The sequence below is a fragment of the Bacillus sp. A01H genome (assembly GCF_045277205.1).
GTDB classification, from domain to species: Bacteria; Bacillota; Bacilli; order Bacillales; family Bacillaceae_G; genus Bacillus_A; species Bacillus_A paranthracis.
Window position 1 is genome coordinate 459,437 of sequence record NZ_CP117702.1, and the last position, 23,891, is coordinate 483,327.

General features: G+C 35.3%; 17 protein-coding genes and 3 riboswitches. Of the genes, 15 read left to right on the top strand and 2 right to left on the bottom strand.

Going from position 1 to position 23,891, the window contains the following annotated elements:
• Positions 1-124 precede the first annotated feature (124 nt).
• The 5 genes from PSR14_RS02520 to PSR14_RS02540 all read left to right on the top strand — a co-directional run bounded on the left by PSR14_RS02520 (position 125) and on the right by PSR14_RS02540 (position 9,271).
• Positions 125-1,417, top strand: a complete 1,293-nt coding sequence (locus PSR14_RS02520; protein WP_000410248.1) for a methyl-accepting chemotaxis protein — start codon at positions 125-127, stop codon at positions 1,415-1,417.
• 238 nt (positions 1,418-1,655) lie between these two features.
• Positions 1,656-3,320: an alpha-glucosidase gene (locus PSR14_RS02525; protein ID WP_001044728.1), complete on the top strand. Its 1,665-nt coding sequence runs from the start codon at positions 1,656-1,658 to the stop codon at positions 3,318-3,320.
• A 205-nt stretch (positions 3,321-3,525) separates the two neighbouring features.
• Positions 3,526-5,163, top strand: coding sequence for a PTS transporter subunit IIBC (locus PSR14_RS02530; protein ID WP_000705536.1), 1,638 nt, complete (start codon positions 3,526-3,528; stop codon positions 5,161-5,163).
• 4 nt (positions 5,164-5,167) lie between these two features.
• Positions 5,168-5,959: an endonuclease/exonuclease/phosphatase family protein gene (locus tag PSR14_RS02535; protein ID WP_061131268.1), complete on the top strand. Its 792-nt coding sequence runs from the start codon at positions 5,168-5,170 to the stop codon at positions 5,957-5,959.
• A 306-nt stretch (positions 5,960-6,265) separates the two neighbouring features.
• Positions 6,266-9,271: a YhgE/Pip domain-containing protein gene (locus PSR14_RS02540; protein WP_000810114.1), complete on the top strand. Its 3,006-nt coding sequence runs from the start codon at positions 6,266-6,268 to the stop codon at positions 9,269-9,271.
• A 40-nt stretch (positions 9,272-9,311) separates the two neighbouring features.
• On the opposite strand, the gene topB is transcribed toward PSR14_RS02540, so the two are convergent.
• Complete coding sequence (gene topB / locus PSR14_RS02545) at positions 9,312-11,501, bottom strand: DNA topoisomerase III (protein ID WP_000047311.1); 2,190 nt, start codon at positions 11,499-11,501, stop codon at positions 9,312-9,314.
• Positions 11,502-11,769: 268 nt separating this feature from the next.
• A riboswitch (TPP riboswitch) is annotated at positions 11,770-11,879 on the top strand.
• A 67-nt stretch (positions 11,880-11,946) separates the two neighbouring features.
• Between topB and thiM the strand changes: the two genes are divergently transcribed.
• From thiM to PSR14_RS02560, 3 genes are all read left to right on the top strand, one after another.
• Complete coding sequence (thiM, locus tag PSR14_RS02550; RefSeq protein WP_001080177.1) at positions 11,947-12,753, top strand: hydroxyethylthiazole kinase; 807 nt, start codon at positions 11,947-11,949, stop codon at positions 12,751-12,753.
• Positions 12,754-12,769: 16 nt separating this feature from the next.
• Positions 12,770-13,429, top strand: coding sequence for a thiamine phosphate synthase (thiE, locus tag PSR14_RS02555; protein WP_061185491.1), 660 nt, complete (start codon positions 12,770-12,772; stop codon positions 13,427-13,429).
• Positions 13,430-13,508: 79 nt separating this feature from the next.
• Positions 13,509-14,444, top strand: coding sequence for an alpha/beta hydrolase (locus tag PSR14_RS02560; RefSeq protein WP_073541583.1), 936 nt, complete (start codon positions 13,509-13,511; stop codon positions 14,442-14,444).
• Positions 14,445-14,502: 58 nt separating this feature from the next.
• On the opposite strand, the gene PSR14_RS02565 is transcribed toward PSR14_RS02560, so the two are convergent.
• Complete coding sequence (locus PSR14_RS02565) at positions 14,503-15,816, bottom strand: anaerobic C4-dicarboxylate transporter family protein (protein ID WP_000498726.1); 1,314 nt, start codon at positions 15,814-15,816, stop codon at positions 14,503-14,505.
• Between the two features lie 283 nt (positions 15,817-16,099).
• Positions 16,100-16,184, top strand: a riboswitch (cyclic di-GMP riboswitch).
• A gap of 141 nt (positions 16,185-16,325) precedes the next feature.
• Here PSR14_RS02565 and PSR14_RS02570 point away from each other — a divergent pair.
• From PSR14_RS02570 to PSR14_RS02600, 7 genes are all read left to right on the top strand, one after another.
• Positions 16,326-18,065, top strand: a complete 1,740-nt coding sequence (locus PSR14_RS02570; RefSeq protein ID WP_000761105.1) for a methyl-accepting chemotaxis protein — start codon at positions 16,326-16,328, stop codon at positions 18,063-18,065.
• Between the two features lie 61 nt (positions 18,066-18,126).
• A riboswitch (TPP riboswitch) is annotated at positions 18,127-18,228 on the top strand.
• Positions 18,229-18,328: 100 nt separating this feature from the next.
• Positions 18,329-18,649, top strand: coding sequence for an MTH1187 family thiamine-binding protein (locus PSR14_RS02575; RefSeq protein WP_000082897.1), 321 nt, complete (start codon positions 18,329-18,331; stop codon positions 18,647-18,649).
• A complete protein-coding gene (locus PSR14_RS02580; RefSeq protein WP_001057151.1) occupies positions 18,621-19,394 on the top strand; it encodes an ABC transporter permease in 774 nt (257 codons plus the stop codon). The genes PSR14_RS02575 and PSR14_RS02580 overlap by 29 nt, the downstream gene beginning before the upstream one ends.
• Positions 19,391-20,389, top strand: a complete 999-nt coding sequence (locus tag PSR14_RS02585) for an ABC transporter substrate-binding protein (protein WP_000715551.1) — start codon at positions 19,391-19,393, stop codon at positions 20,387-20,389. Before PSR14_RS02580 ends, PSR14_RS02585 begins: the two co-directional genes overlap by 4 nt.
• Positions 20,386-21,135, top strand: coding sequence for an ABC transporter ATP-binding protein (locus tag PSR14_RS02590; RefSeq protein ID WP_000016057.1), 750 nt, complete (start codon positions 20,386-20,388; stop codon positions 21,133-21,135). The genes PSR14_RS02585 and PSR14_RS02590 overlap by 4 nt, the downstream gene beginning before the upstream one ends.
• A 67-nt stretch (positions 21,136-21,202) precedes the next feature.
• On the top strand, positions 21,203-21,976 hold the full coding sequence (locus tag PSR14_RS02595) for a hypothetical protein (RefSeq protein WP_073541585.1): 774 nt from the start codon (positions 21,203-21,205) through the stop codon (positions 21,974-21,976).
• Positions 21,977-22,281: 305 nt separating this feature from the next.
• Positions 22,282-23,826: an ABC-F family ATP-binding cassette domain-containing protein gene (locus PSR14_RS02600; RefSeq protein WP_000025937.1), complete on the top strand. Its 1,545-nt coding sequence runs from the start codon at positions 22,282-22,284 to the stop codon at positions 23,824-23,826.
• Positions 23,827-23,891 lie beyond the last annotated feature (65 nt).

The following is a 23,891-nucleotide window of genomic DNA, read 5'->3' on the forward strand; positions in this document are numbered from 1 at the left end:
GAAAAAGTAATGTAATTAATATGTAAATAAAAAAATGGAAATCTGTATATCTTTCTATAAAGAAAATATGGATAATAATATATAGGTAGTACTTATATTACTTATAAAAAGGGGGAAAGAAGAGATGGAAAAAGAAAGGAAGGTATTTTCCTTTGGCTTACGTACACAACTTATGCTATTCACTACAGTTTTAGCTTTAATTACATATTCAACAAGTATATTTTTTATTTATGTGATATATGATTATTTTCAAAGTTATGTAAGTCAAACTACATATAATATTATCGTTATGCTATTAGGAGTAGTATGGTCTGGAATTTTAGCATATGGAGCAGCCGTATTTTTAATTAAACCGCTTCGAAAGTTAGAGGAGGCGGCGAGAAAAGCGGCTGAAGGAGACATTCGTGAAGATGTTCCGTTACCGAAGACTGATGATGAAATTAAATCTTTAAGTGTTGCATTTAATATGATGCTTGGGAACTTAAGGGGCATGGTAAAAAATATTGATACAACATTTTCGTATACAAACAATCAAGTACAGCAAATTAGAAAACAAACAGGCGAAGCAACGAAACAAGCACAAGGTGTTTCTGAAACTCTTGCAGAGATTTCTTCTGGCGCTGAGCAATCAGCGGCATCAATTCAAGCGATTGTTTCCGCTGTTGATACAACAACTTCTATTGCAAGTGAAGTAGAAGAGAAAGCGAAACAGTCTGATGAGTTGTCTTCAGAAATGGTTCAAGCTTTAGGGCATAGTACTCGTGTCTTTACGTCTTTAATTCAAGGTATTCAAACATTGGCGAAAGAAAATGAAGATTCAATGCAAAATGTACAGAAGTTAGAGGAAAGAATGAAACAAGTAGAACACATTGTATCTGTGGTGAGTGAGATTGCTAGCCAAACGAATTTATTAGCACTTAATGCTTCTATTGAGGCTGCTCGTGCTGGAGAGCATGGACGGGGCTTTGCCGTTGTAGCTGAAGAAGTACGTAAACTTGCAGATGAAAGTGACCATTCTGCAAGAAATATATCGCAGTTATTAAGGAATATGCAAGAGGAAGTGCAACAAGTTGCAACGAAAATGACAGAACAAGTGAAAATAGCTAAGGAAGAGGCGAAACGTGGGGAAGCTACCGAATTAATTTTAAAAGAAATGTCATCAAGTGTTATGGAAGTAGCGGATGCAACGAAGCAAATTAGTAGCTATATGAATGAACAAGTGAGTCACATTCATCAAACAGGGGCACAGACGAAGGCCGTAGCAGCAATTGCTGAAGAAACGTCAGCTGGTTCACAAGAAGTAGCACGTGTAACGTTGCAACAATCTAAAAATATGATAGCGATCGATCAATTATTAAAGGATTTAGAGAAACAAGCAACAGAATTGAAACAGACAATTGAAAGATTTTCAATGTGAAAAGGAAGAACAGCATTTTTGTTCTTCCTTTTTTATATATGAACAAGGTTTGTAATAAGCGTGGACAAGGAGATGAGAAGAATGAGATTTGCCTTTGTGAGAAATAAATAAAGCATAAGAATCAAGAAACTACATAGAGTTCAATGAAAACAGTTGCAAACTATTCATATTTTGTTATGATAGTGTTACGAAAACGTTTGCATAAAATTCCGATGGGATGCAAAAGGAGAGAATGACTATGAATAAGACATGGTGGAAAGAAGCGGTTGCTTATCAAATTTATCCACGTAGCTTTATGGATTCAAATGGCGATGGTATTGGAGATTTACAAGGTATTATTGCGAAACTGGATTATTTAAAAGATTTAGGAATAGATGTAATTTGGATTTGTCCAATGTATAAGTCACCTAATGATGATAATGGTTATGACATTAGTGATTATCAAGATATTATGGATGAGTTTGGTACGATGGAAGACTTTGATGCTTTACTAGATGAGGTTCATAAACGTGATATGAAGCTTATTATTGATTTAGTTATTAATCATACAAGTGATGAACATCCATGGTTTATTGAGTCTCGTTCATCTAAAGACAATCCGAAGCGTGATTGGTATATTTGGCATGATGGTAAAGATGGTGCGGAACCAAACAACTGGGAAAGTATTTTTAATGGTTCGGCATGGGAATATGATGAAGTAACAGGACAATATTATTTACACTTATTCTCGCGTAAACAACCAGATTTAAACTGGGAGAATAAAGAAGTTCGAGAAGTGTTATACGACACAGTTAATTGGTGGCTTGATAAAGGAATTGATGGTTTCCGTGTGGATGCGATCAGCCATATTAAAAAAGAAGATGGCTTTAAAGATATGCCAAATCCAAAAGAACTAAAGTATGTACCATCCTTTGATAAACATATGAATGTGGATGGTATTCAACCGTTATTAGAAGAGTTAAAAGAAAATACATTTTCTAAGTACGATATTATGACTGTTGGTGAAGCGAATGGCGTTAAGATTGAAGATGCTGAGCTTTGGGTTGGAGAAGAGCAAGGTAAGTTTAATATGGTATTCCAATTCGAACATTTAAGCTTATGGGATGCTGAAAAGAAGAAAGACCTTGATGTTGTAGGACTGAAAAAGGTATTAACAAAATGGCAAAAAGGGTTAGAAAATAAAGGGTGGAATGCCTTATATATTGAGAATCACGATAAACCACGTATCGTTTCAACTTGGGGGGATGATAAACAATATTGGCGTGAAAGTGCAACGGCTCTAGGCGCAATGTACTTCTTTATGCATGGCACACCGTTTATTTATCAAGGGCAAGAAATTGGGATGACAAATGTCCAATTACCAAATGTTGAAGATTACGATGATGTTGCAACTAAAAATTTATATCGTGAGAAAATTGCAGAGGGCGTATCACATCAAGATATGATGGAAATTATATGGGCTTCTTGCCGTGATAATTCACGTACACCTATGCAGTGGAACGATGAGATGAATGCTGGCTTCACAACAGGTGCACCTTGGTTTAGTATGAATCAAAACTACAAAGAAATTAATGTTGAAAAGCAAAAGAATGAAGAGAACTCTATTTTCAATTTCTATAAGAAAATGATTGCCTTGAAAAAAGAGCACGATGTACTCAATTATGGTACGTACGATTTACTTTTAGAAGATGATCCGCAAATTTATGCATATACTCGTACATTAAATGATGAAAAGATTATTGTAATTAGTAATATCTCAAAAGAGGAAGCTGTATATAATGAGGGTTCATTTGCACTAGAACGCAAACGTTTGCTTTTAAATAACTATGAAGTTGCGGAACATGAACAAGTAACTACAATCACGTTAAAGCCTTATGAAACAAGGGTTTATCGCATTTCATAATAAAAAAGGATGCTCTTAGAGCATCTTTTTTTATGAAAAATAATAAATTTCTATTGCAAAGTGAAAACGCTTTTATTAAAATAGATTTATGAAAACGGTTGCGTAAAGATAAAAATGAAGTAACATAAGGAATCGTTTTCATAAAGGAAACAGAAATTATAATTTAAATCATTATGTTGTTATAAATAAAGGGGAGGAAGAACAGATGAAAATTACGTCTTTTGATTTTTGGCAAAAGTTCGGGAAAGCGTTATTAGTTGTTGTAGCTGTAATGCCAGCAGCTGGTTTAATGATTTCTATCGGTAAGTTAATTGGAATGTCTGCTGGGGATATTAACGCAGTTCATACAATCGCTCGCGTAATGGAAGACATCGGTTGGGCAATTATTACTAATCTACACATCTTATTCGCAGTAGCAATTGGGGGATCTTGGGCGAAAGATCGTGCAGGTGGTGCATTTGCAGCGCTATTAGCATTCGTCTTAACCAACAGAATTACAGGAGCTATATTTGGCGTAAACGCTGAAATGTTAGCGGATTCAAAAGCGAAAGTTTCTTCAGTATTAGCGGGAGATTTAATTGTAAAAGATTACTTTACTTCTGTACTTGGTGCACCAGCATTAAACATGGGAGTTTTCGTAGGGATTATCACAGGTTTCTTAGGAGCTACTTTATATAACAAATATTATAACTATAACAAACTGCCACAAGCATTAGCATTCTTTAACGGAAAACGATTCGTACCATTCGTTGTAATTGTTTGGTCTACAGTAACTGCAATTGTATTATCACTTTTATGGCCATTCATCCAAAGTGGATTAAATGAATTTGGTCGCTGGATTGCAGCTTCAAAAGATAGTGCACCAATTGTTGCACCATTTGTATATGGAACGTTAGAACGTTTACTATTACCATTCGGTTTACACCATATGTTAACAATTCCGATGAACTATACTGAGCTAGGTGGAACATATACGATGTTAACTGGCTCGAAAATTGGACAAGTTGTAGCAGGACAAGATCCTTTATGGCTTGCATGGATTACAGATTTAAATAACTTATTAGCAAATGGAGATACAAAAGCATATAACGATCTATTAAATAACGTTGTACCAGCTCGTTTCAAAGCTGGACAAGTTATCGGTTCAACAGCAGCATTAATGGGTATTGCTTTCGCGATGTTCCGTAATGTTGATAAAGAAAAACGTTCAAAATATAAACCAATGTTCTTATCAGCAGCATTAGCAGTATTTTTAACAGGTGTAACAGAACCAATTGAATTCATGTTCATGTTTATTGCTCCAGTATTATATGTTGTATATGCAATTACAACAGGACTTGCATTCGCATTAGCAGATTTAATTAACTTACGTGTTCACGCATTCGGATTTATTGAGTTAATTACTCGTACACCGATGATGGTTAATGCAGGACTAACTAGAGATTTAATCAATTTCGTTATCGTTTCATTAGTATTCTTCGGTCTGAACTTTACATTATTCAATTTCTTAATTAAAAAGTTCAACTTACCAACACCAGGACGTGCAGGTAACTATATCGATAACGAAGATGAGGCATCAGAAGGAACAGGAAATGTACAAGATGGTTCATTAGCAACAAAAGTTATTGATCTATTAGGTGGAAAAGAAAATATTGCTGACGTAGATGCTTGTATGACACGTTTACGTGTAACAGTAAAAGATTTAGATGTTGTTGCACCAGAAGCGCAGTGGAAACAAAATGGTGCTTTAGGACTAATCGTAAAAGATAAAGGTGTACAAGCGGTATATGGCCCGAAAGCTGACGTATTAAAGTCAGACATTCAAGATATGTTAGGTGCGTAATAATATGAAATTGCTAACTTTAAACTGTCACTCTTGGCAAGAAGAAAATCAAATAGAAAAGATAAAATATCTTGCTAAAGTCATTCAAGAAGAAGAGTACGATGTTATCGCATTGCAAGAAGTAAGTCAGTCGATAGGAGCTAAAAATGTATGCGGTAACAAGAAAGAAGATAATTTTGGACTTTTACTATTAGAAGAGTTAAAAGCGTTACATGTAAAAGATTACAATATTACTTGGGATTTCTCTCATATTGGTTATGATGTGTATGAAGAAGGATTAGCGATTATAACGAAGCATAATGTTGTAAAAGAAGATACGTTCTTTATTTCAGAAAATAAGGATACAACGTATTGGAAAACACGCAAAATTGTAAGTGCAACAATTGCTTATAATGGTAAGAACATCACGTTTTACTCTTGCCACCTCGGTTGGTGGAATGATGAAGAAGAATCATTTAAAGATCAAGTGAATCGTTTGATGGAGCATGTAGATAGCAATGGAATTTCCTTCTTAATGGGTGATTTTAATAATAATGCCCGTTTGCAAGGTGAGGGCTATGAATATATGATGCAAAAAGGTTTGCATGACACATATGAACTAGCAATAGAGAAGGATGAAGGAACAACTGTCCAAGGGGAAATTGCTGGTTGGGATGAAAATAAACATAATCTACGAATCGATCTAATATTGTGTAACCGAAGTGAAAAAGTTCGTTCTTCAAAAGTTATTTTTAATGGTACAAACCGAAATGTAATTTCAGATCATTTCGGTGTAGAAGTACAAGTAGATATATAATAGAAGAAATCCTCACAGTTGATAAAAAGCTGTGAGGATTTTTTTGAAGAATACAAGTATTTCCAAGAGAAAATACTTGTATTTTTTATGACATTTCCTATATATTTGTTATTATTGAATGTAAAACCGATTTGGTCATTTTGTATTCATACTTTGACTTACTTCGTTATATAATGTAGTAAGTTAAAGTTAATGGGAAAAAATAGTTCGTTTTTGGTTAATCCACGATGTAGAAAGTGATATAATTGCAAAATGTATGTATCATTTTCTAAAGAAGGAAAAATATATAATTAGGTGATAACTTCTATGAAACAAATTTGGCGTATTTATAAGACAGATTTACGGAATGTAGCAAAACATTGGGCTGCAATTGTTATTGTTGTAGGGTTAATGATTTTACCATCGTTATATGCATGGTTTAACATTAAAGCTTCTTGGGATCCATATGGAAATACAAAAGAAGTTCCCATTGCAGTTTCTAACGAAGATGCAGGCTCTAATTTAAGAGGAAAAGATATCAATATCGGGAACGAGATTGTAGATTCTCTGAAGAAAAACAAAAATCTTGGCTGGAAATTTGTAGATGAAAAACAAGCAATTTACGGAGTGGAACGCGGGGATTACTATGCAAGCATTACAATTCCAAAAGACTTCTCTGAAAAGATTGCAACTGTTCTGGATGAAAATCCACAGAAACCAGAACTTGATTACTATGTAAATGAAAAGGTAAATGCGATTGCACCGAAGATTACAGCAAAAGGTGCATCAGGTATTACAGAAGAAATTAGTAAAAACTTTGTTAAAACAGCGAACGGTGAGATTTTTAAAATCTTCAATGACCTTGGAATCGATTTAGAAACAAACTTACCAAGTATTGAGAAAGTAAAAGATCTTGTATTTAAGTTAGAAGCGCAGTTCCCAGAAATGAATACATTGATGGATAAGGCGTTAGATGATGCGACTCGAGCAGAGGATGTTGTGAAAGTAGCGCAGAAAGAGTTGCCGGTTGTAGAGAGTGTTATTAATGATGGTCAGGATACACTTAAGAGCTTAGATGCATTCTTTGCGAGAAACGATGAAACATTGAATCGTGCTCCAGGAACTATTAAGAATAATTTAATTGTAACGAAGCAGGGATTGGATGCTGCAGCGAAAATTACAGATTACTTAAAAAATCCTTCATTTGATTTTAATCTGACACTTCCAGATCCAGCTAAATTACCAGTGTTACCTAATATAACTATTCCGCAAATACCACAAATACCAGAAATACCAGAAATTCCAGCATTACCGCAAGTGAATGGTGAGGGGTATAAAAATATTGCTAAAAATATTAATCAAACTGTAAATAATGTTTTTAGTTCGATACGTGTCGGAACAACTTACGCACAAGGTGTTATAAACGGGTTGCAAAATGGTAATTTTGATCCAGAGAAAGCGAAACAAGATCTTAATAATGTTTCTGAGACGCTACAAGGTAGAGCAGATAGTGTTTCATATGTAATTGATATCTTTACTAAATTTAAAGAGTCGGCATCAACTGATTTTGGAAAAGAATTCTTCCAAAAGAGAATAGAGAAATTAACAAACCTTAAAACAGCAATTGTAAATGCAAATGGTGGCGTTAAAGATATTGCCAATATTATTGGTACAGGGCAAGAAGTGAAACAAGATGTAAGAGATGCTACTAATAAAAAGCTAGATGCAATAAATAACTTGGTAAATCAAGCAGAAGCAGATTATAATGCTACGTTTGTAGCAGATTTCGAAAAAGCAGTAAGCACAGCTGAGCAATTGAAAAACCAAGCTGAGCAATTGAAAGACAAAGCTGAAAATGTAAAAGAAGATGCTCAGCAACTTAGAGGTAATTTAAATCAAGATATAAAAAAAGCGAATGAGTTAGTAAATCAAACCAATGAGGCATTAGACAATGGTAGAGAAAAGTACGATAAGGCTGTAAGTGATTACAGCAGAGTAAAAACAGAACTTGGAAAAGCAAGAGAAGACTTAAGCAACGCAGGTGTTAATGGATTAGACTCTACAAAAGTAGCCTTAAATGATTTAAATGGACAGTTCAAAGCAGCATGGAATTTAGTTAATGATATGATTCCAGTTCTGGAAAATACAAATAAAGTTTTAGCAGATGTAAATAGTGATAAGAACACGAATAACACGATTTCTAAATTGAATAAAGTAAAAGATGGTCTTCAAAAAGGAATCGATTTAACTGATAAAGGAATTGACGCTATTAATAAAGGTCAAAAGCCAGCAGCAGATGTTATTGAAAGTATTAACGCAGTATCTAAAAGTACTTCGGCCCAAATAAGTGACATCTTAGCTAAATACGATTCAGAAATCGTTCCAAACTTTAATGAAGCAATTGCTCGTACAAAAGAGATGTCTAAAAACACATCTCAAATTTTAAAAGAAGCAGACAAAAAGCTTCCAGATGTTAAAAAAATACTAGAAGATTCATCAAAAGGCTTAGTAGATGGTAAAAAGAAATTAGCAGACATTAAAGCTGAAATGCCAGCTACTGAGAAAAAGATTAAAGAATTGGCAGATAAAATTCGTGATTTTGAATCTGAAGAGGATTTAAAAGACATCATACGCTTATTGAAAAACGATGTTGAGAAGCAAAGTGACTACTTTGCGAATCCAGTAAATTTAAAAGAGAATAAATTATTTGCAATGCCGAACTACGGTTCAGCGATGTCACCATTCTATACAGTGCTTGCATTATGGGTAGGCGCATTATTAATGGTTTCATTATTAACAGTAGAAGTACATGAAGAGGGCGCGAATTATAAGAGCCATGAAATTTACTTCGGACGTTTATTAACATTCTTAACGATAGGTCTTTCACAAGCGTTTATCGTATCAATGGGAGATATATTCTTACTCGGTACGTACGTAGTCGATAAATTCTGGTTTGTATTATTTAGTTTATTTATTGGTGGAGTCTTCGTTTGTATCGTATACTCACTCGTTTCTATTTTTGGAAACGTTGGGAAATCGATGGCGATCATTTTACTTGTACTGCAAGTAGCAGGGTCGGGCGGAACATTCCCAATTCAAATGACACCGAAATTCTTCCAAGCAATTTATCCGTTCTTACCGTTCACATATGCAATTAGTGCAATTCGTGAAACAGTAGGCGGAATGCTGTGGGATATTGTAACGCGAGATTTACTTGTATTAAGTGCTTTCGTAGTAGTTATGATTGTAGCTGCGTTATTATTGAAAACACCAATTAACAAATCGAGCGAAAAATTCGTTGAGAACGCAAAAGGAAGTAAAATCATTCACTAACATAAAAGGTTCCTACCGATAGAGGTAGGAACCTTTTTGTTTAATCAAATTTTAATTTCTTTAATGCTTCTGCAAATGGGTTATTTAATGGTTCTTCTTCTTTTTTCTGTTGTTTCATATATTTTTGAACGTCACGCTTATCAGCTTTGTTTCCAGATTCTTTTTTACGTCTTTCTTGGAATGTGGATAATTTTTCGCGATAGCCACATTTACATGCAAAGATTTGCCCTGCACCTTCACCACGTAATTCTAACTTCTTCTTACACTGAGGGCAACGAGCGTTTGTTGTACGAGAGACATTTTTACGATGACCACATTCACGGTCTTGGCAAACGAGCATCTTTCCTTTTTTGCCGTTTACCTCTAGCATTGGTTTACCGCAATCTGGACAAGACTTCGTTGAAATGTTGTCATGTTTATATTTTTTATCACTCGATTTAATTTCAGAAACAATTTCTTTCGTATAGTTCTTCATTTCGGAAATGAATACTTCTTTTTTCAGTTTACCCTTTGCGATCGCCTCTAGCTTTTGTTCCCACTCACCAGTTAGTGTAGGTGATTTTAACTCTTCTGGTACTAAATCAAGTAACTGACGGCCTTTTGAAGTAATGTGAATATCTTTACCACGTTTTTCAATTAAGAACGAATTGAATAGCTTGTCAATAATATCAGCACGCGTTGCTACAGTACCTAATCCACCAGTTGATTTTAGCGTATCAGCAAGTTGTTTATTTTGCGTATCCATATATTTTGTAGGATTTTCCATTGCTGAAAGTAAAGTCGCTTCATTAAAACGTGCAGGTGCTTTCGTTTGACCTGATGTTTGCATAATTAACTTTACAGTTAATGTATCGCCTTTTTCGATGCGAGGTAAAAGTTGCTCTTTTACGTCATCGGTTACATCATCATCTTCAAAGCGATTTTCATATACTTCCTTCCAACCTGCATGTAAAATTGTTTTTCCGCGTGCAATGAACGTTTCATTACCGACTTTTGTGCGTAACGTTAGTTGTTCGTATTCGAATGCTGGGAATAAAACAGCTAAGAAACGTTTTACAACTAAATCATAAATTTTACGTTCTTTATCTGTGAAGGCGGAGAAGTTAACGTATCCTTCTGTCGGAATAATTGCGTGATGATCACTTACTTTACTATCATCAACAAATGATTTATTAGCCTTGATAGGCTTTTGTAATACTTTATGTGCTAAAGGACGATATTCCCCAACGCCGCACGCCTTTAGACGTTCTGGAAGTGTTCCAACGATATCAGATGAAATGTAACGCGAATCTGTACGAGGGTATGTTAGCACTTTATGCTGCTCATACAATTTCTGCATAATATTCAATGTTTCTTTCGCAGAGTAACCGAACTTTTTATTGGCATCACGTTGCAATTCAGTTAAATCGTAAAGACCAGGAGAGAATGACTTCTTTTGTTTTTTATCAATTTCTAAAACAGTAGCATTATGCTTATCTAAACCTTTTACAATACCATCAATTTTTTCTTTATTGAAGCTGCGGCTATTGCCGTTTGCATCTTGCCAAGTTAGTTTTAACTGATTTGTCGTTTGAGCCTCGATGCCGTAGTAAGTTTGAGCTTTGAAGTTCTTTATTTCATCTTCACGATTAGCGATCATAGCAACAGTAGGTGTTTGCACACGGCCACAGTTAAGCTGGGCATTAAAGCGAGTCGTTAAAGCTCGAGTCGCGTTAAGACCGATATACCAGTCAGCTTCTGAACGTGCAACTGCTGAAGCATATAAATTGTCATATGCCTTACCTGGTTTTAAATTTGCAAAACCATCTTTAATTGCTTTATCAGTAACAGATGAAATCCATAAACGTTTGATTGGTTTGTTAATTCGAACCTTATCAATAATCCAACGAGCGACTAATTCTCCTTCGCGTCCAGCGTCTGTTGCTACAATGATTTCATTTACATCTTTTCTAAGAAGCTGACTTTTTACAGCATTAAATTGTTTCCCTGTTTGTTTAATAACAGTTAATTTCAAACGCTCAGGTAGCATCGGTAAATCTTCTAAATTCCACTTTTTATATTTCACATCGTAGCTTTCTGGATCTGCTAATGTAACGAGATGACCTAAAGCCCAAGTCACAATATATTTACTACCTTCAAGGTAGCCGTTTCCCTTTTTATCGCACTTCAGTACACGTGCAATATCTCGTGCAACGGAAGGCTTTTCAGCGATTACAACGCTTTTTGACATATTTAAAACATCCTTTCAAATTTCCATACGTTAACTATAGCATACATCTTCTTGAGATTCAGTTTCGCTCCAGATTTGAACGTTTTTTAATGGGATAACATCTGTTTGAAAGTGAATGATCGTGACAGAACATAATATGCACCATGATGAGACTGTGAGAAATAGATAGTTATTATGCGTATTGTTTTATTAGTTGCTTCTATATTAAATAGAAAAGTAAAGAACTTGTTATTTTACTAGAATAAGAGTAGACTTTGAAGTAGAAGAATACTAAACACATGGGAGTTTGTGGATACAAACTGAGAGTATGACTAGTCCGTCATTGACCATTTGAACCTGTTGGATAATGCCAGCGTAGGGAGAGTGTAAAAGCACATGTTCAGGCACTTTGCGTACGCGCAAAGTGCCTTTTTGTGTATCTCCCATTAGTTAGGAGATGAGAAGGATGAATAGGAAAGAAATTAGTAAAGTAGTGGATTTGGTGAGAGAATCTAATCCGCTCGTTCATAATATTACAAATGTTGTTGTAACAAATTTTACAGCTAACGGTTTGTTAGCGTTAGGGGCATCGCCTGTAATGGCGTATGCAAAAGAAGAAGTGGCAGAAATGGCTAGCATTGCTGGAGCGTTAGTATTAAATATGGGAACACTTCGTCCGGAAGAAGTAGAAGCGATGTTACTTGCCGGTAAATCAGCAAATGTGAACAATGTACCAGTACTGTTTGATCCAGTTGGTGCAGGAGCAACATCGTATCGAACAGAAGTTGCGAGACATATTCCGGCTGAAATTGAATTAGCGATTATTCGCGGAAATGCAGCTGAAATAGCGAACGTTATTAATGAGAGATGGGAAATTAAAGGGGTAGACGCTGGTGCTGGAAATGGTAATGTCGTAAGTATTGCAAAACAGGCAGCGGATGAATTGAATACAGTTGCGGTGATTACTGGAAAAGAAGATGTTGTTACAGATGGAGAGCGAACTGTTCTCATTCGAAACGGTCATCCTATTTTAACGAAAGTTACGGGAACAGGTTGTTTACTAACTTCTGTAATAGGAGCATTTGTAGCGGTAGAAAAGGATTATGTAAAGGCAGCGGTAGCGGCATTAACGTTTTATGGGGTAGCTGCGGAACTGGCAGCTGCCAAGACGGTGGAAAAAGGACCTGGTAGTTTTCAAATTGAATTTTTGAATCAGTTAGCGAATACGACTTCAGGTGATATAGAGAAGTATGGGAAAATTGAGGTTATATAGTAAGGAGGGAAAATAAATGTCACGTATTTCAAAGTCAGAAATGTCTAGGTTGTTATCAGTATATTTTATTATGGGAAGTAATAATTGTACGAAGGATCCACTGCAAGTATTGAGAGATGCACTTGAAGGTGGTATAACAATTTTTCAATTTCGTGAAAAGGGGGAAGGCGCTTTAACGGAAGAGAAACGCATTTGTTTTGCAAAAGAACTACAAGCAATTTGTAAGGAGTACGGTGTACCGTTCATTGTAAATGATGATGTGGAACTAGCTCTCGAGTTAGATGCAGATGGCGTGCATGTTGGGCAAGATGATGAAGGAATTACCTCTGTTCGTGAAAAAATGGGTGATAAGATTGTTGGTGTATCTACACATACAATTGAAGAAGCACGCTGGGCAATTGAAAATGGGGCTGACTATTTAGGTGTAGGACCTATTTTTCCAACGAGTACGAAAAAAGATACGAAAGCAGTGCAAGGAACGAAAGGTTTAGCTCATTTTAGAGAACAAGGAATTACAATACCGATTGTCGGAATTGGAGGCATTTCAATTGAAAATACCGCTTCGGTTATAGAAGCAGGTGCGGACGGTGTTTCAGTTATTTCAGCGATTAGTTTAGCTGAATCTGCGTATGAAAGTACGAAGAGGCTAGTAGAGGAAGTGAGTAACAGTTTGTAGAAGAAGGCTATGTAGTATTAAAACGCTACATAGCTTTTTATGTTTTGATATCGATAGTTAGAAAAAGGGGGAGGGTTGTTTGAAAAGGAAACAGTTTATAGAGTTGCAAAATGAGTTGTTTCGTTTATTCGAAAAAAGAGAATTCGAAGCGATTTATAGATGCATAGATAAAGCAAAAAGGGAGTTTCCTGAAAGAATAGAAAAAACTAGTTTCTGGGAAGTGTGTGCACTTTCGGCAGAAGGTAAGTATGAGGAAGCGATTGTTAGTTTAAACGAAGCTTTAGAAAAGGGGATTTGGTGGAATCCACATACACTTATGGGGGATGAAGATTTAAAGGGATTACGAGAGAATGCAGCTTTTAAAATGATAGTGAAAAAGTGTGAAGAAATCTTTAAGAAACAGCAGCTAACAGCCGAACCGAAATTATTTACTTATGGAAATAAAGAGGCGAAGATAGGGTTATTTTCTTTGCATTGGAGAGGATCAAATATAAATGATTTTGCACCATATTGGTGTGAAGAAGAAATACTAAATGAGTATATATTAGGTTTTCCCCGGTCCTCACAAATACATGGAATGAAGTCGTATAGCTGGGATAATCATGAAATAGCTATAAAAGACGTTATGAAAACTTTTAATGATTTTGTAAATAAATATAACTTGGAGGACATCATCATCGCGGGAGCTTCTCAAGGGGGAAATATAGCGATAGAGTTAGCGTTAAAGAATATGTCAGCGACTCAAAAATTTATTGCAGTTATACCTGCTATTCGAGATGTTAAGGAAATTGAAAGTATAGTTGTATCAAATGATATAACGAATGTAGAAGGATATATTGTTACGGGAGACAAAGATCCATTTTATGAAAACACACTTCAATTAATGTCTATGTTTGAGGAATATAATGTGGACTGTAAATTAATTGTGAGAGAAGGTTTGGGGCATCTTTTCCCAGCGGATTTTACACAAATATTAAAGAACATAATGGAAGAATGGACAGCTAAAAATATTTAAACAAACGTTTGATTAAAAAAGCACAAACCCTGTAAATTTGTAGGTTTGTGCTTTTTCTTTAAAACATAATTGATATTAAGAGCATTCCAATTCCTATAGAAGTGAATGTTGCGATTAGGCCTGGAATCATAAAGCTATGATTTAAAACATATTTACCAATGCCAGTTGTACCAGTACGATCAAAGTTAATGGCAGCAACGATTGTTCCGTAGTTTGGAATGAAGAAATATCCATTTACTGCAGGGAACATCGCGATCAGTAGTGCTGGTGGAATACCGAGTGATAATCCAAGAGGCATTAAAGCACGTACTGTTGCGGCTTGGCTATATAGTAAAATAGATAGAATGAATAATGCGATGGCAAATAGCCATGGCGCACTTGTTACTAGATGCTGAATTGATCCTTGAATCATATTTAAGTTTCCGTTAAAGAAAGTATCTCCCATCCAAGCGATACCGAAAATAGCAACAACTGCTGTTGCCCCCGCTTTAAAGACGTTACCAGACACGATGCTTTCTACATTTGGTTTACAGAAAATAATAATAAGAGCTGCAATCGTTAACATAACCATTTCAATTGTGTTTGGCATGGAAAGACGGGCTAACTTCCCATCAACTATCCATCCTGGACGAAGTACTTCAAATGAACCGAGAAGTACGACAAGAAAAGTTCCTACTAGGAAAAGGATAACTGATAATTTAGCGCCTTTTACACCAACAAATTCTTTTTTCTCTTCAATCTTAGGAATCATTCCTTCTTTTAATCGTTTTAAGTATTCAGGGTCTTCATTTAATTCTTTCCCCATTTTGCTAGCAACAAATGCAGCTACCATACAAGCGATAAAAGTAGAAGGGATACTTACTTTTAAAATATCTAATAAGGTGATTTTATAGTCAGCTAACATTGCTAAAAGTGCAACTGTTGCAGCTGATATAGGACTAGCTGTAATTGCTTGTTGGGAAGCAATTACGGCAATTGACATTGGTCGTTCTGGTCTAATTCCAGATTCGCGAGAGACTTCTGCGATAACAGGAAGTACAGAATAAGCAACGTGACCAGTTCCCGCACAAAGTGTGAATAAATAAGTAACAATTGGAGCAAAGAATGTAATGCGTTTTGGATTTTTTCGTAATGCTTTCTCAGCCAGATGAACAAGGTATTCCATTCCTCCAGCGGCTTGGAGTGCACCAGCAGCTGTAATTACTGCTAAAATCATAAGCATTACATCAATAGGAGGAGCTGTAGGTTGTAAGTGGAAGACGAAAACAAGTATTGCCATACCAACGCCACCCATTACCCCTAGACCAACTCCGCCTAGGCGTGCGCCAATAAAGATGCAGAGTAGTAACGTAAGAAATTGTAGCCAAAACATGATAAACTACCTCCGAAATTCATTAGTTAAGATATATTCGAATAATTTAATTTAAATGAAAATTAAAATAAATACTCAAAACAATCCTTGTGTTATATACATTTTTTATTATATAACACAAGAAATGTAACATTCACGTACTTTGTTAAATTATTTTGAAAAAATAATACAGCCAAATTTTACATTTGTATCTCTAAATAGGTGGACATTTTAATTTTTATGTTGTAATCTTTGATAGAGAATAATGTAATTCTCATAGAACTCCCATATCGTTCAACTCGTTCAGCGAGAAAGGCAAACTGATGGAAACATTAGGACGCAAAACTACAGGAGCTAAGGCCGAAAGGCTACGCTAGCCAGTTACCGGACGGATAGGGTTGGTCTTGACCAATGCTTTTTCATTGGTCTTTTTTTATTTGCAAACAAATGAGAAACCTTATCAGTTGTTGATAAGGTTTCTATTTTAATAGTTTTCCTTTATATTAAGTTAATTAAGAAAGGTGATGTGAATGAAAAAATATTGGCACAAGCTATCATTTCTTCAAAAGAATGTATTGTTAACTGTGTTAGTTATTTTGACGCTTGTTGGTACTATGGGTGCGTTAAGTTTTAACATGTTTCAAAATAGCATGATGTCTATATTTGAAAGGCATTCTTTTGAAACAGGAGATACGGTATTACATAAATTAGACGAAGAAATAGTGAGAGATGTTACAAAAGACCCAGTGGCACAAAGAGAAAAGAGAGAGAAGTTAACAGAGAAATTAGATGAAGCAACGGAAGAATTGAATAGTGTTGGACAAACGTATATTGTTGGAGCAAAAAAAAATGAAAAAGGTGAGTTACTAATCGTCGACTTGTCTACAGACTTAGCAAATGTTGTTGAAGTAAGGCCGGGAGAATATTATAAACAACCAGATCTTTGGATGAAAGCATACGATAAGGTAATGAGCACGAAAAAAGCAAACATGACAGTAGTATATGAAGATCTATTAGGATCATGGGTAACGATATTAGAGCCAATTAAAGATGGAGACGGAAATATTGTGGCAATTGTTGCAGCCGATGTAGATGCTTCTATTGTTCCTATTACAAAGGAAAAATTCATTATACAAGGTTTAATGTTTATTTGTATTTCTGTTTTAATTGCAACTGTTATTCAATTCTTAATCGTACGTAACGCACTTGCTCCATTGCGGGATTTACGTGAAGGATTACGCAGAGTTGGTGAAGGTGATTTAAGTATTAAATTAGAGGAAAGACCAGATGATATTGGTATTATTAATGCGTATTTTAACAATACCATCGAGAAGTTTAAAGGAATTATAGATAAAGTGAAGCAGACAGCAGAACAGGTTTCCTCATCTTCACAAGAATTGTCAGTGAGTACGAAAGAAAATAGCATGGCAGTCCAAGGAATCGTAAGTTCTATAGTTGAGTTAAGGGCTGGCGTTCAATTGCAAGAAACGTCAGTACCAAAGTATTTAGATATTGTATATGAAATGGAAGATAGGATGGAAGAGATAACTAATATTGCAAAACAAATGACGAAAGAGTCTGAAGGTACGAAGCATCATTCAGAAAAAGGAAATGGTATTATTGAACAGACGATGAATCAAATGAACATAATACAAAATGCAGTACAAGATTTATCTTCTATCATTTATTCTTTGGAAGTAAGATCAAAAGAAATTAGTGATATTGTAACTGTAATTACAAGTATTTCAAATCAAGCGAATTCGCTGGCTTTACATGCTACTATTGAAGCTTCACGTGCTGAGGAAACAGGAGAGGGATTTGCCGTTGTTGCTGATGAAGTGCGTAAATTAGCAGAGCAGACGGAAGCATCAGCAAAAGATATAGCAAAATTAATAGGGGAAACACAAGCAGGAACGGAAGAAGCTGTTGTTTCAATGCAAAAAACCTCAAAAGAAGTAGAGTCTGGAATGAAACTTGTTGAAAGTAGTGGTGCTTTCTTTGAAAAAATTTCGAAATCAGCACAAACTGTTACCAATCAAGTTGGAGTTGTTTCTAGCAATTCAAATAATATATTGCAAAATAGCCAAAATATTGTTCGTGTTGTAAATGAACTATCACTTATTGCAAATAAGTATGCGAATAGTAGTAGTAATGTTGAAGAAATCATGAAAGAACAGGAAATGTCTGTACAGGATATTGCTGAATTAGCCAGTTCTTTAAGCTGGCTCTCACAGGAGTTACAAGAGTTAATTGGGGAATTCAAAAGTTAAATGAAATGATTATACATGCTTTTGTTTGTTCAATAAAATAAATCATGCTACAATGAAAACGAATTAAGGACCGGGGAGCCAATTGGCTGAGAGGATGTGAGCAAACATCGACCCTCAACCTGATCTGGATAATGCCAGCGTAGGGAGTTACTTAAAGTGATGTAGCATATGTTATTCTATAATAACTTGCATACAAGGCTTTCCTACGCAGTAGGAAAGCCTTTTCTTGTTTTAAAATTTAATTTCATAAGGGGGATTTTATTATGTCACAACAAGTTACAATTTCGTTTTCAGTAGTACCACAAGCAAAGAACAAAGATGTGTATTCTGTTGTTGATAAAGCGATTGAGGTTGTACAACAATCGGGAGTTCGTTATGAAGTAGGGGCAATGGAAACGACGCTGGAAGGAGAATTAGATGTACTTCTTGATATCATTAAACGTGCACAACAAGCTTGTGTGGACGCTGGAGCAGAAGAAGTGATTACTTCTATTAAAATCCATTATCGTCCAAGCACTGGTGTAACGATAGATGAAAAAGTTTGGAAGTACCGTGATGAATATGCAAAACCAGAAGCAATCTAAAATAATTACAGCAATTTGGCTTATCCTTCTCATTGCGATATGGGAAGGATCTGTTTCATTATTTAAAATTGAACCGTGGATTTTACCGAAGCCTTCTGCCATTGTTCAAGAATTAATTGGAATGAAAGATTTACTATTACCGAATACGATGCAGACGCTGCAAGAGGTTATAATGGGACTGTTCTTTGCGATTTTAATTGGGACAAGCATTGCAATTCTTATGGACGTTATCCCTTTATTTCGTATTTTAATAAATCCGTTGCTTGTTATTTCGCAAACGATTCCAATCGTTGTACTTGCACCGTTATTTATTATTTGGTTTGGATATGGAATGCTACCGAAAGTAATGGTAGTCATACTCGTTTGTTTCTTCCCGATTGCGCTTAGCATTTTAGAAGGTTTTCAAACGGTAGATAAAAATATGTTGAAGTTGTTGCAAACGATGAAGGCAACGAAATGGCAAGTTTACCAGAAAGTAAAGTTTCCAGCAGTGCTTCCATACTTTTTCTCCGGTTTAAAAATTGCAGTTACATATAGCGTAATGGGAGCGATTATTGGAGAATGGCTCGGTGCCAGTGAAGGATTAGGAGTTATGCTTACAAGGGCTACGAAATCCTTTTTAACAGCCCGAGTCTTTGGTGTTGCAGCAATTATTGTAATGGTGACATTATGTCTGTATTTTATCGTGGAGTTTATGGCAAGAATAACAGCACCATGGATATATAGAAAGGACGGCAGAAAATGAAAAAAGGTTTAAAAGTTATGTTGGCTGCCTTATTAGCAGTAGGTGTAGCTGGATGTAATCCGGCGAAGAAAGAAGAAAGTGCAAGTAAAGATCAAAAAGTAAAAGTCGTATTAGATTGGTTTCCGAATACGAATCATACTGGCTTATATGTAGCACAAGCGAAAGATTATTATAAAAAACAAGGCTTAGATGTAGAAATCATTCAGCCTGGTGATAATGTGACGGCGGAGCAAATGATAGCTTCAGGAAAAGCTGACTTCGCAATAAGCGCACAAGAAAATGTAACGTTGGCTCGTGTGGAAGGTATTCCTGTTGTATCTGTAGGTGCGATTATTCAGCATAACACTTCAGCTTTTGCATCGCTTAAGAAAGATAATATGACGTCACCGAAAGATTTTGAAGGGAAACGTTACGGTGGCTGGGGAGGACCAGCGGAAGAAGCGACATTAAAGACAATTATGGATAAGCACCAAGCCGATTTTAATAAAGTTGAAAAAATCATTTTAGGACAAACAGATTTCTTTAAATCAATTGGTCGTGATGCAGACTTTGAATGGATTTATTACGGTTGGGATGGAATTGAAGCGAAGCGCCAAGGAAAAGAGTTAAATACGATTATGGTGAAAGACTTAGATCCAGCGCTTGATTTCTATAGTCCTGTTATGATTACGAGTGAAAAACATACGAAGCAAGATAAAGACTTTGTGAAAAAGTTTATGAGTGCAACGACAGAGGGTTATAATTTTGCAATTAAAGAGCCGAAAGAAGCTGCTGATATTTTAATTAAAGCTGTTCCAGATGTAAATAAAGATTTAGTACAAGAAAGTCAAAAATGGTTAAGTACGAAGTATCAAGATGATGCAAAAGCGTGGGGAGTACAGAAGGAAGAAGTTTGGACGAATTACATGAATTTCTTATATGATAACAAAGTTATTAAGAAGAAAATTGATGTGAAAGATGCCTTTACAAATGAGTTCCTTCCAAGTGAAAAATGAGTGGATTACAAATAAAAGATATTGTGAAATCTTTCGATGGCAAGAATGTATTAGCAAATATTAGTGCTTCTATACGAGAGGGAGAATTTGTTTCTTTTGTAGGACCGAGTGGTTGTGGGAAAAGTACACTATTAAATATGATCGCAAATATTGAAAATCCAACAAGTGGAAGTGTAACGTATAACGATAAGCAAATGCAAGAGCAAGATATTGTAAGTTATATGCCGCAACAGGATTTATTACTACCGTGGCGGTCAGCTTTGCAAAATATCGTTCTTCCGTTAGAAATTGAAGGGAAGCCGAAAAAACAAAGGCTGACAGAAGGAATGGAAGCATTAAAGCAGTTTGAACTAGATGAATATGCAGACCATTATCCAGATGAATTGTCTGGAGGGATGCGTCAAAGAATTAGTTTTCTGCGCACATATTTATGTGAAAAGCCAATTATGCTACTTGATGAGCCTTTTGGTAAATTAGATGCTTTTACAAAAATGGAAGTACATAGCTGGCTTTTAAACTCTTGGCACCAAGAGAAGCAAACAATCGTTATGGTTACACACGACTTAGATGAGGCAATCTTGCTTTCGGATCGCGTATTTATTTTATCTCAAAGACCAGCATCAATAGTTGGTGAGGTACAAGTGAAATTACCTAGGCCGAGAACGATGGATATGTTAACATCACTTGAGTTAAAGAAAGATAAGGAAGAAATTTTGAGAGTATTAGCTCCTTATATGAAAAAATAGAAAAAGCCTTTTAACAGTTTTTTGTATAATTACTGTTAAGAGGCTTTTTTTATATAGGGGGAGAAAGATGAAAACTATAGAGAAAATAGTGGATGAATTAACGGCAGATAATCTTGAAGAAAGAAAAGCTGTATTAAAAAATCATATTTTATTAATGAAGTATGGTATGGAACATCATGAATTAAAAGAAGAAGAAATGACAGAAATTTTAAAGTGGGTTCAAGGTCGAGATCAATTGAGAAAAGATGTTCCGGAGTTATGTGATTTACATTTAATTAAAAAGTTTCAAGCGGTATTAGATGAATTTATTCATTCCATAGTTTCAAATGGTTATGTAGAAGACGCGGTAGAAATTCTAGAGAGTGTATTAAAAAGTATGGGGGCAGTCGCTCATATTGTAAAAATTATGTTTGTCGGCAAAATGAAAGTTGATAGAAATTCTTTGGAAATGGTAGAGGTGCTAAAACGAGAGTGCTACAATTTAATGGAACAGCGTGCTGTTGTTGGTTTACATGCTCAAATTTTTCACGTTTTAGGTTTTGTTCATTCAATACAGTTTGATTTAGAAGAAAGATCACAGGAACACGGACGAGTTGTGATAGGTCTTTTAACAGATTTTAAAACGGGTGAATTGAAGTCTGTACAACAATTTCAAGCTGAAGACCATATTTCAGAAGTGAAAAGTATGGTGAGTAAAGGATACGGAATAGAATTACAGAGAAGAATTTATATGTGGAAATCGTTAACGCTCATCTTTACAAGTCCATATGCATTAGAAAAGATGTATAAAGAAATTTATGTAGAAAACGATAACATGGGGAAGGAACAAAAAGAAAAGTAGAGAATAGAATATAACAGAGTAGTTTATACTCTTAATATAACAAATGTTAAAGGAGTGAAAGGATAAAATGACTTTATCAACTGTTCTTCAAATGGTTTTAGCTTGATATGGGAGAAGTCTGCCCATTTTTATCGATTAAGCTAAATTGAAGACAGCAGGTAAAGAACCTTAATCCTTTCTTACGATAATATGTAATGGGTAAGGTGTATTCACCTTACCCATTTTTTATATGCACAATTAAATAAGGCTTTATACTGTTGCTCTCTCTATTTAGCTTATGAATCATAAGTAAAGGAGAGAAAATAATGAGTATATTAACGGTAGAAAATTTAAGTCATTCGTATGGTGAGAAAACCATTTTATATAATGCATGTTTTCGAATATTGAAGGGTGAGCATGTTGGGGTAGTAGGGCAAAATGGAATTGGAAAATCAACATTGTTAAGGATTTTAACAGGAGAACTTATACATGATGATGGGAACATTGAATGGTTTCCACATGTGAAGGTAGGTTTCTTGCAGCAGCATATGGATTTACAAGAAGGGATGACAATTGAGGGATACTTGCAAAGTGCATTTGCTGATTTGTATGCGATTGAATACGAAATGTTAAAAATTGCTGAAGAAATGAATGGAGCAGGAGAAGTAGAAAAACTGTTAGTAAAGTATGGAGAATTACAAACTATATTGGAAAGCTCTAATTTCTATCACATTCATACAGAAGTTGAAGAAGTAGCAATCGGTTTAGGTTTATTTGAAATAGGTTTGAAAAAGGATGTATCGAAGTTAAGTGGGGGACAGCGAACAAAGTTATTACTTGGGAAGCTTCTTTTAGAAAAAGCTGATGTTTTATTACTAGATGAGCCAACAAATTATTTAGATACAGCTCATATAGAATGGTTGCAATCATATTTGAGACTATATGAAAAAGCTTATGTAATCATTTCGCATGACGAATTATTTTTGAACAGTATTACAAATGTTATTTTTCATCTAGAAGGAGGAAAAGTGAAGCGATACGTAGGAAACTATGAAAAGTTTGTGCAAAGTTACCAAGTGCAAAAGAAACAATTACAATCGGCGTATGCGAAACAACAAAAAGAAATCTCTCAGTTAGAAATATTTATTCAAAAAAATAAAATTCGAAAAGCGAAACAGGCTAAAAGTCGAGAGAAAGTATTAGAGAAAATGCAAAGGATTGAAAAGATTCATTCTGTAACTCGATCCCGTTTTGATTTCAGTGTTTATGAGGAGCCGGTGAGTCGTATATTGCAAGCTGAGAAACTAAGGATAGGTTATAGTGATCCTTTATGTCCAGAGTTGAATTTACAAGTGAAAAAAGGAGAAAAGATAGCGATTATTGGTCATAATGGAATTGGAAAAACGACGATGTTAAAAACATTATTAGGTCAAATTAAGCCGCTAAGCGGTTCAATTTCTGTTGGAGAACGAGTAAATCCTGCGTATTTTGCTCAGGAAGAGTTTGCTTCAGAAACAACACCCTTAGAGAAAGTTTGGGCAGAGCGACCAGATATGACAAAGAAAGAAGTGCGCCAAGCATTAGCAAAGTGTGGATTGCGAGAAGAACATGTATTAAAACCTATTCGTTTATTAAGCGGCGGAGAACAAACGAAAGTACGTTTATGTGAACTGATCGTAACGAAAAGTAATGTTTTAATTTTAGATGAACCAACTAATCATTTGGATATAGAAACAAAGAAGGCATTGCAGGAAGCGCTACAACGATATAAAGGAACCGTTTTACTTGTATCACATGAGCCTTCTTTCTATGAAGCATGGATAACAAAAGTGTGGAATATAGAAGAATGGAACGCTGAACAATATGAATAAAGAAAAGGCATTAGCTTGTATAAGCTAATGCCTTTTCTTTGTGATTAACATGATTTTCGAGAACT

Coding starts and splice junctions, on each gene's coding strand:
- PSR14_RS02575 (WP_000082897.1), top strand. CDS start 18,329: ATGTCACAACAAGTTACAATTTCGTTTTCAGTAGTACCACAAGCAAAG.
- PSR14_RS02585 (WP_000715551.1), top strand. CDS start 19,391: ATGAAAAAAGGTTTAAAAGTTATGTTGGCTGCCTTATTAGCAGTAGGT.
- PSR14_RS02590 (WP_000016057.1), top strand. CDS start 20,386: ATGAGTGGATTACAAATAAAAGATATTGTGAAATCTTTCGATGGCAAG.
- PSR14_RS02595 (WP_073541585.1), top strand. CDS start 21,203: ATGAAAACTATAGAGAAAATAGTGGATGAATTAACGGCAGATAATCTT.
- PSR14_RS02580 (WP_001057151.1), top strand. CDS start 18,621: ATGAATATGCAAAACCAGAAGCAATCTAAAATAATTACAGCAATTTGG.
- PSR14_RS02535 (WP_061131268.1), top strand. CDS start 5,168: ATGAAATTGCTAACTTTAAACTGTCACTCTTGGCAAGAAGAAAATCAA.
- PSR14_RS02520 (WP_000410248.1), top strand. CDS start 125: ATGGAAAAAGAAAGGAAGGTATTTTCCTTTGGCTTACGTACACAACTT.
- PSR14_RS02600 (WP_000025937.1), top strand. CDS start 22,282: ATGAGTATATTAACGGTAGAAAATTTAAGTCATTCGTATGGTGAGAAA.
- PSR14_RS02525 (WP_001044728.1), top strand. CDS start 1,656: ATGAATAAGACATGGTGGAAAGAAGCGGTTGCTTATCAAATTTATCCA.
- PSR14_RS02530 (WP_000705536.1), top strand. CDS start 3,526: ATGAAAATTACGTCTTTTGATTTTTGGCAAAAGTTCGGGAAAGCGTTA.
- PSR14_RS02540 (WP_000810114.1), top strand. CDS start 6,266: ATGAAACAAATTTGGCGTATTTATAAGACAGATTTACGGAATGTAGCA.
- PSR14_RS02570 (WP_000761105.1), top strand. CDS start 16,326: ATGAAAAAATATTGGCACAAGCTATCATTTCTTCAAAAGAATGTATTG.
- thiM (WP_001080177.1), top strand. CDS start 11,947: ATGAATAGGAAAGAAATTAGTAAAGTAGTGGATTTGGTGAGAGAATCT.
- topB (WP_000047311.1), bottom strand. CDS start 11,501: ATGTCAAAAAGCGTTGTAATCGCTGAAAAGCCTTCCGTTGCACGAGAT.
- thiE (WP_061185491.1), top strand. CDS start 12,770: ATGTCACGTATTTCAAAGTCAGAAATGTCTAGGTTGTTATCAGTATAT.
- PSR14_RS02565 (WP_000498726.1), bottom strand. CDS start 15,816: ATGTTTTGGCTACAATTTCTTACGTTACTACTCTGCATCTTTATTGGC.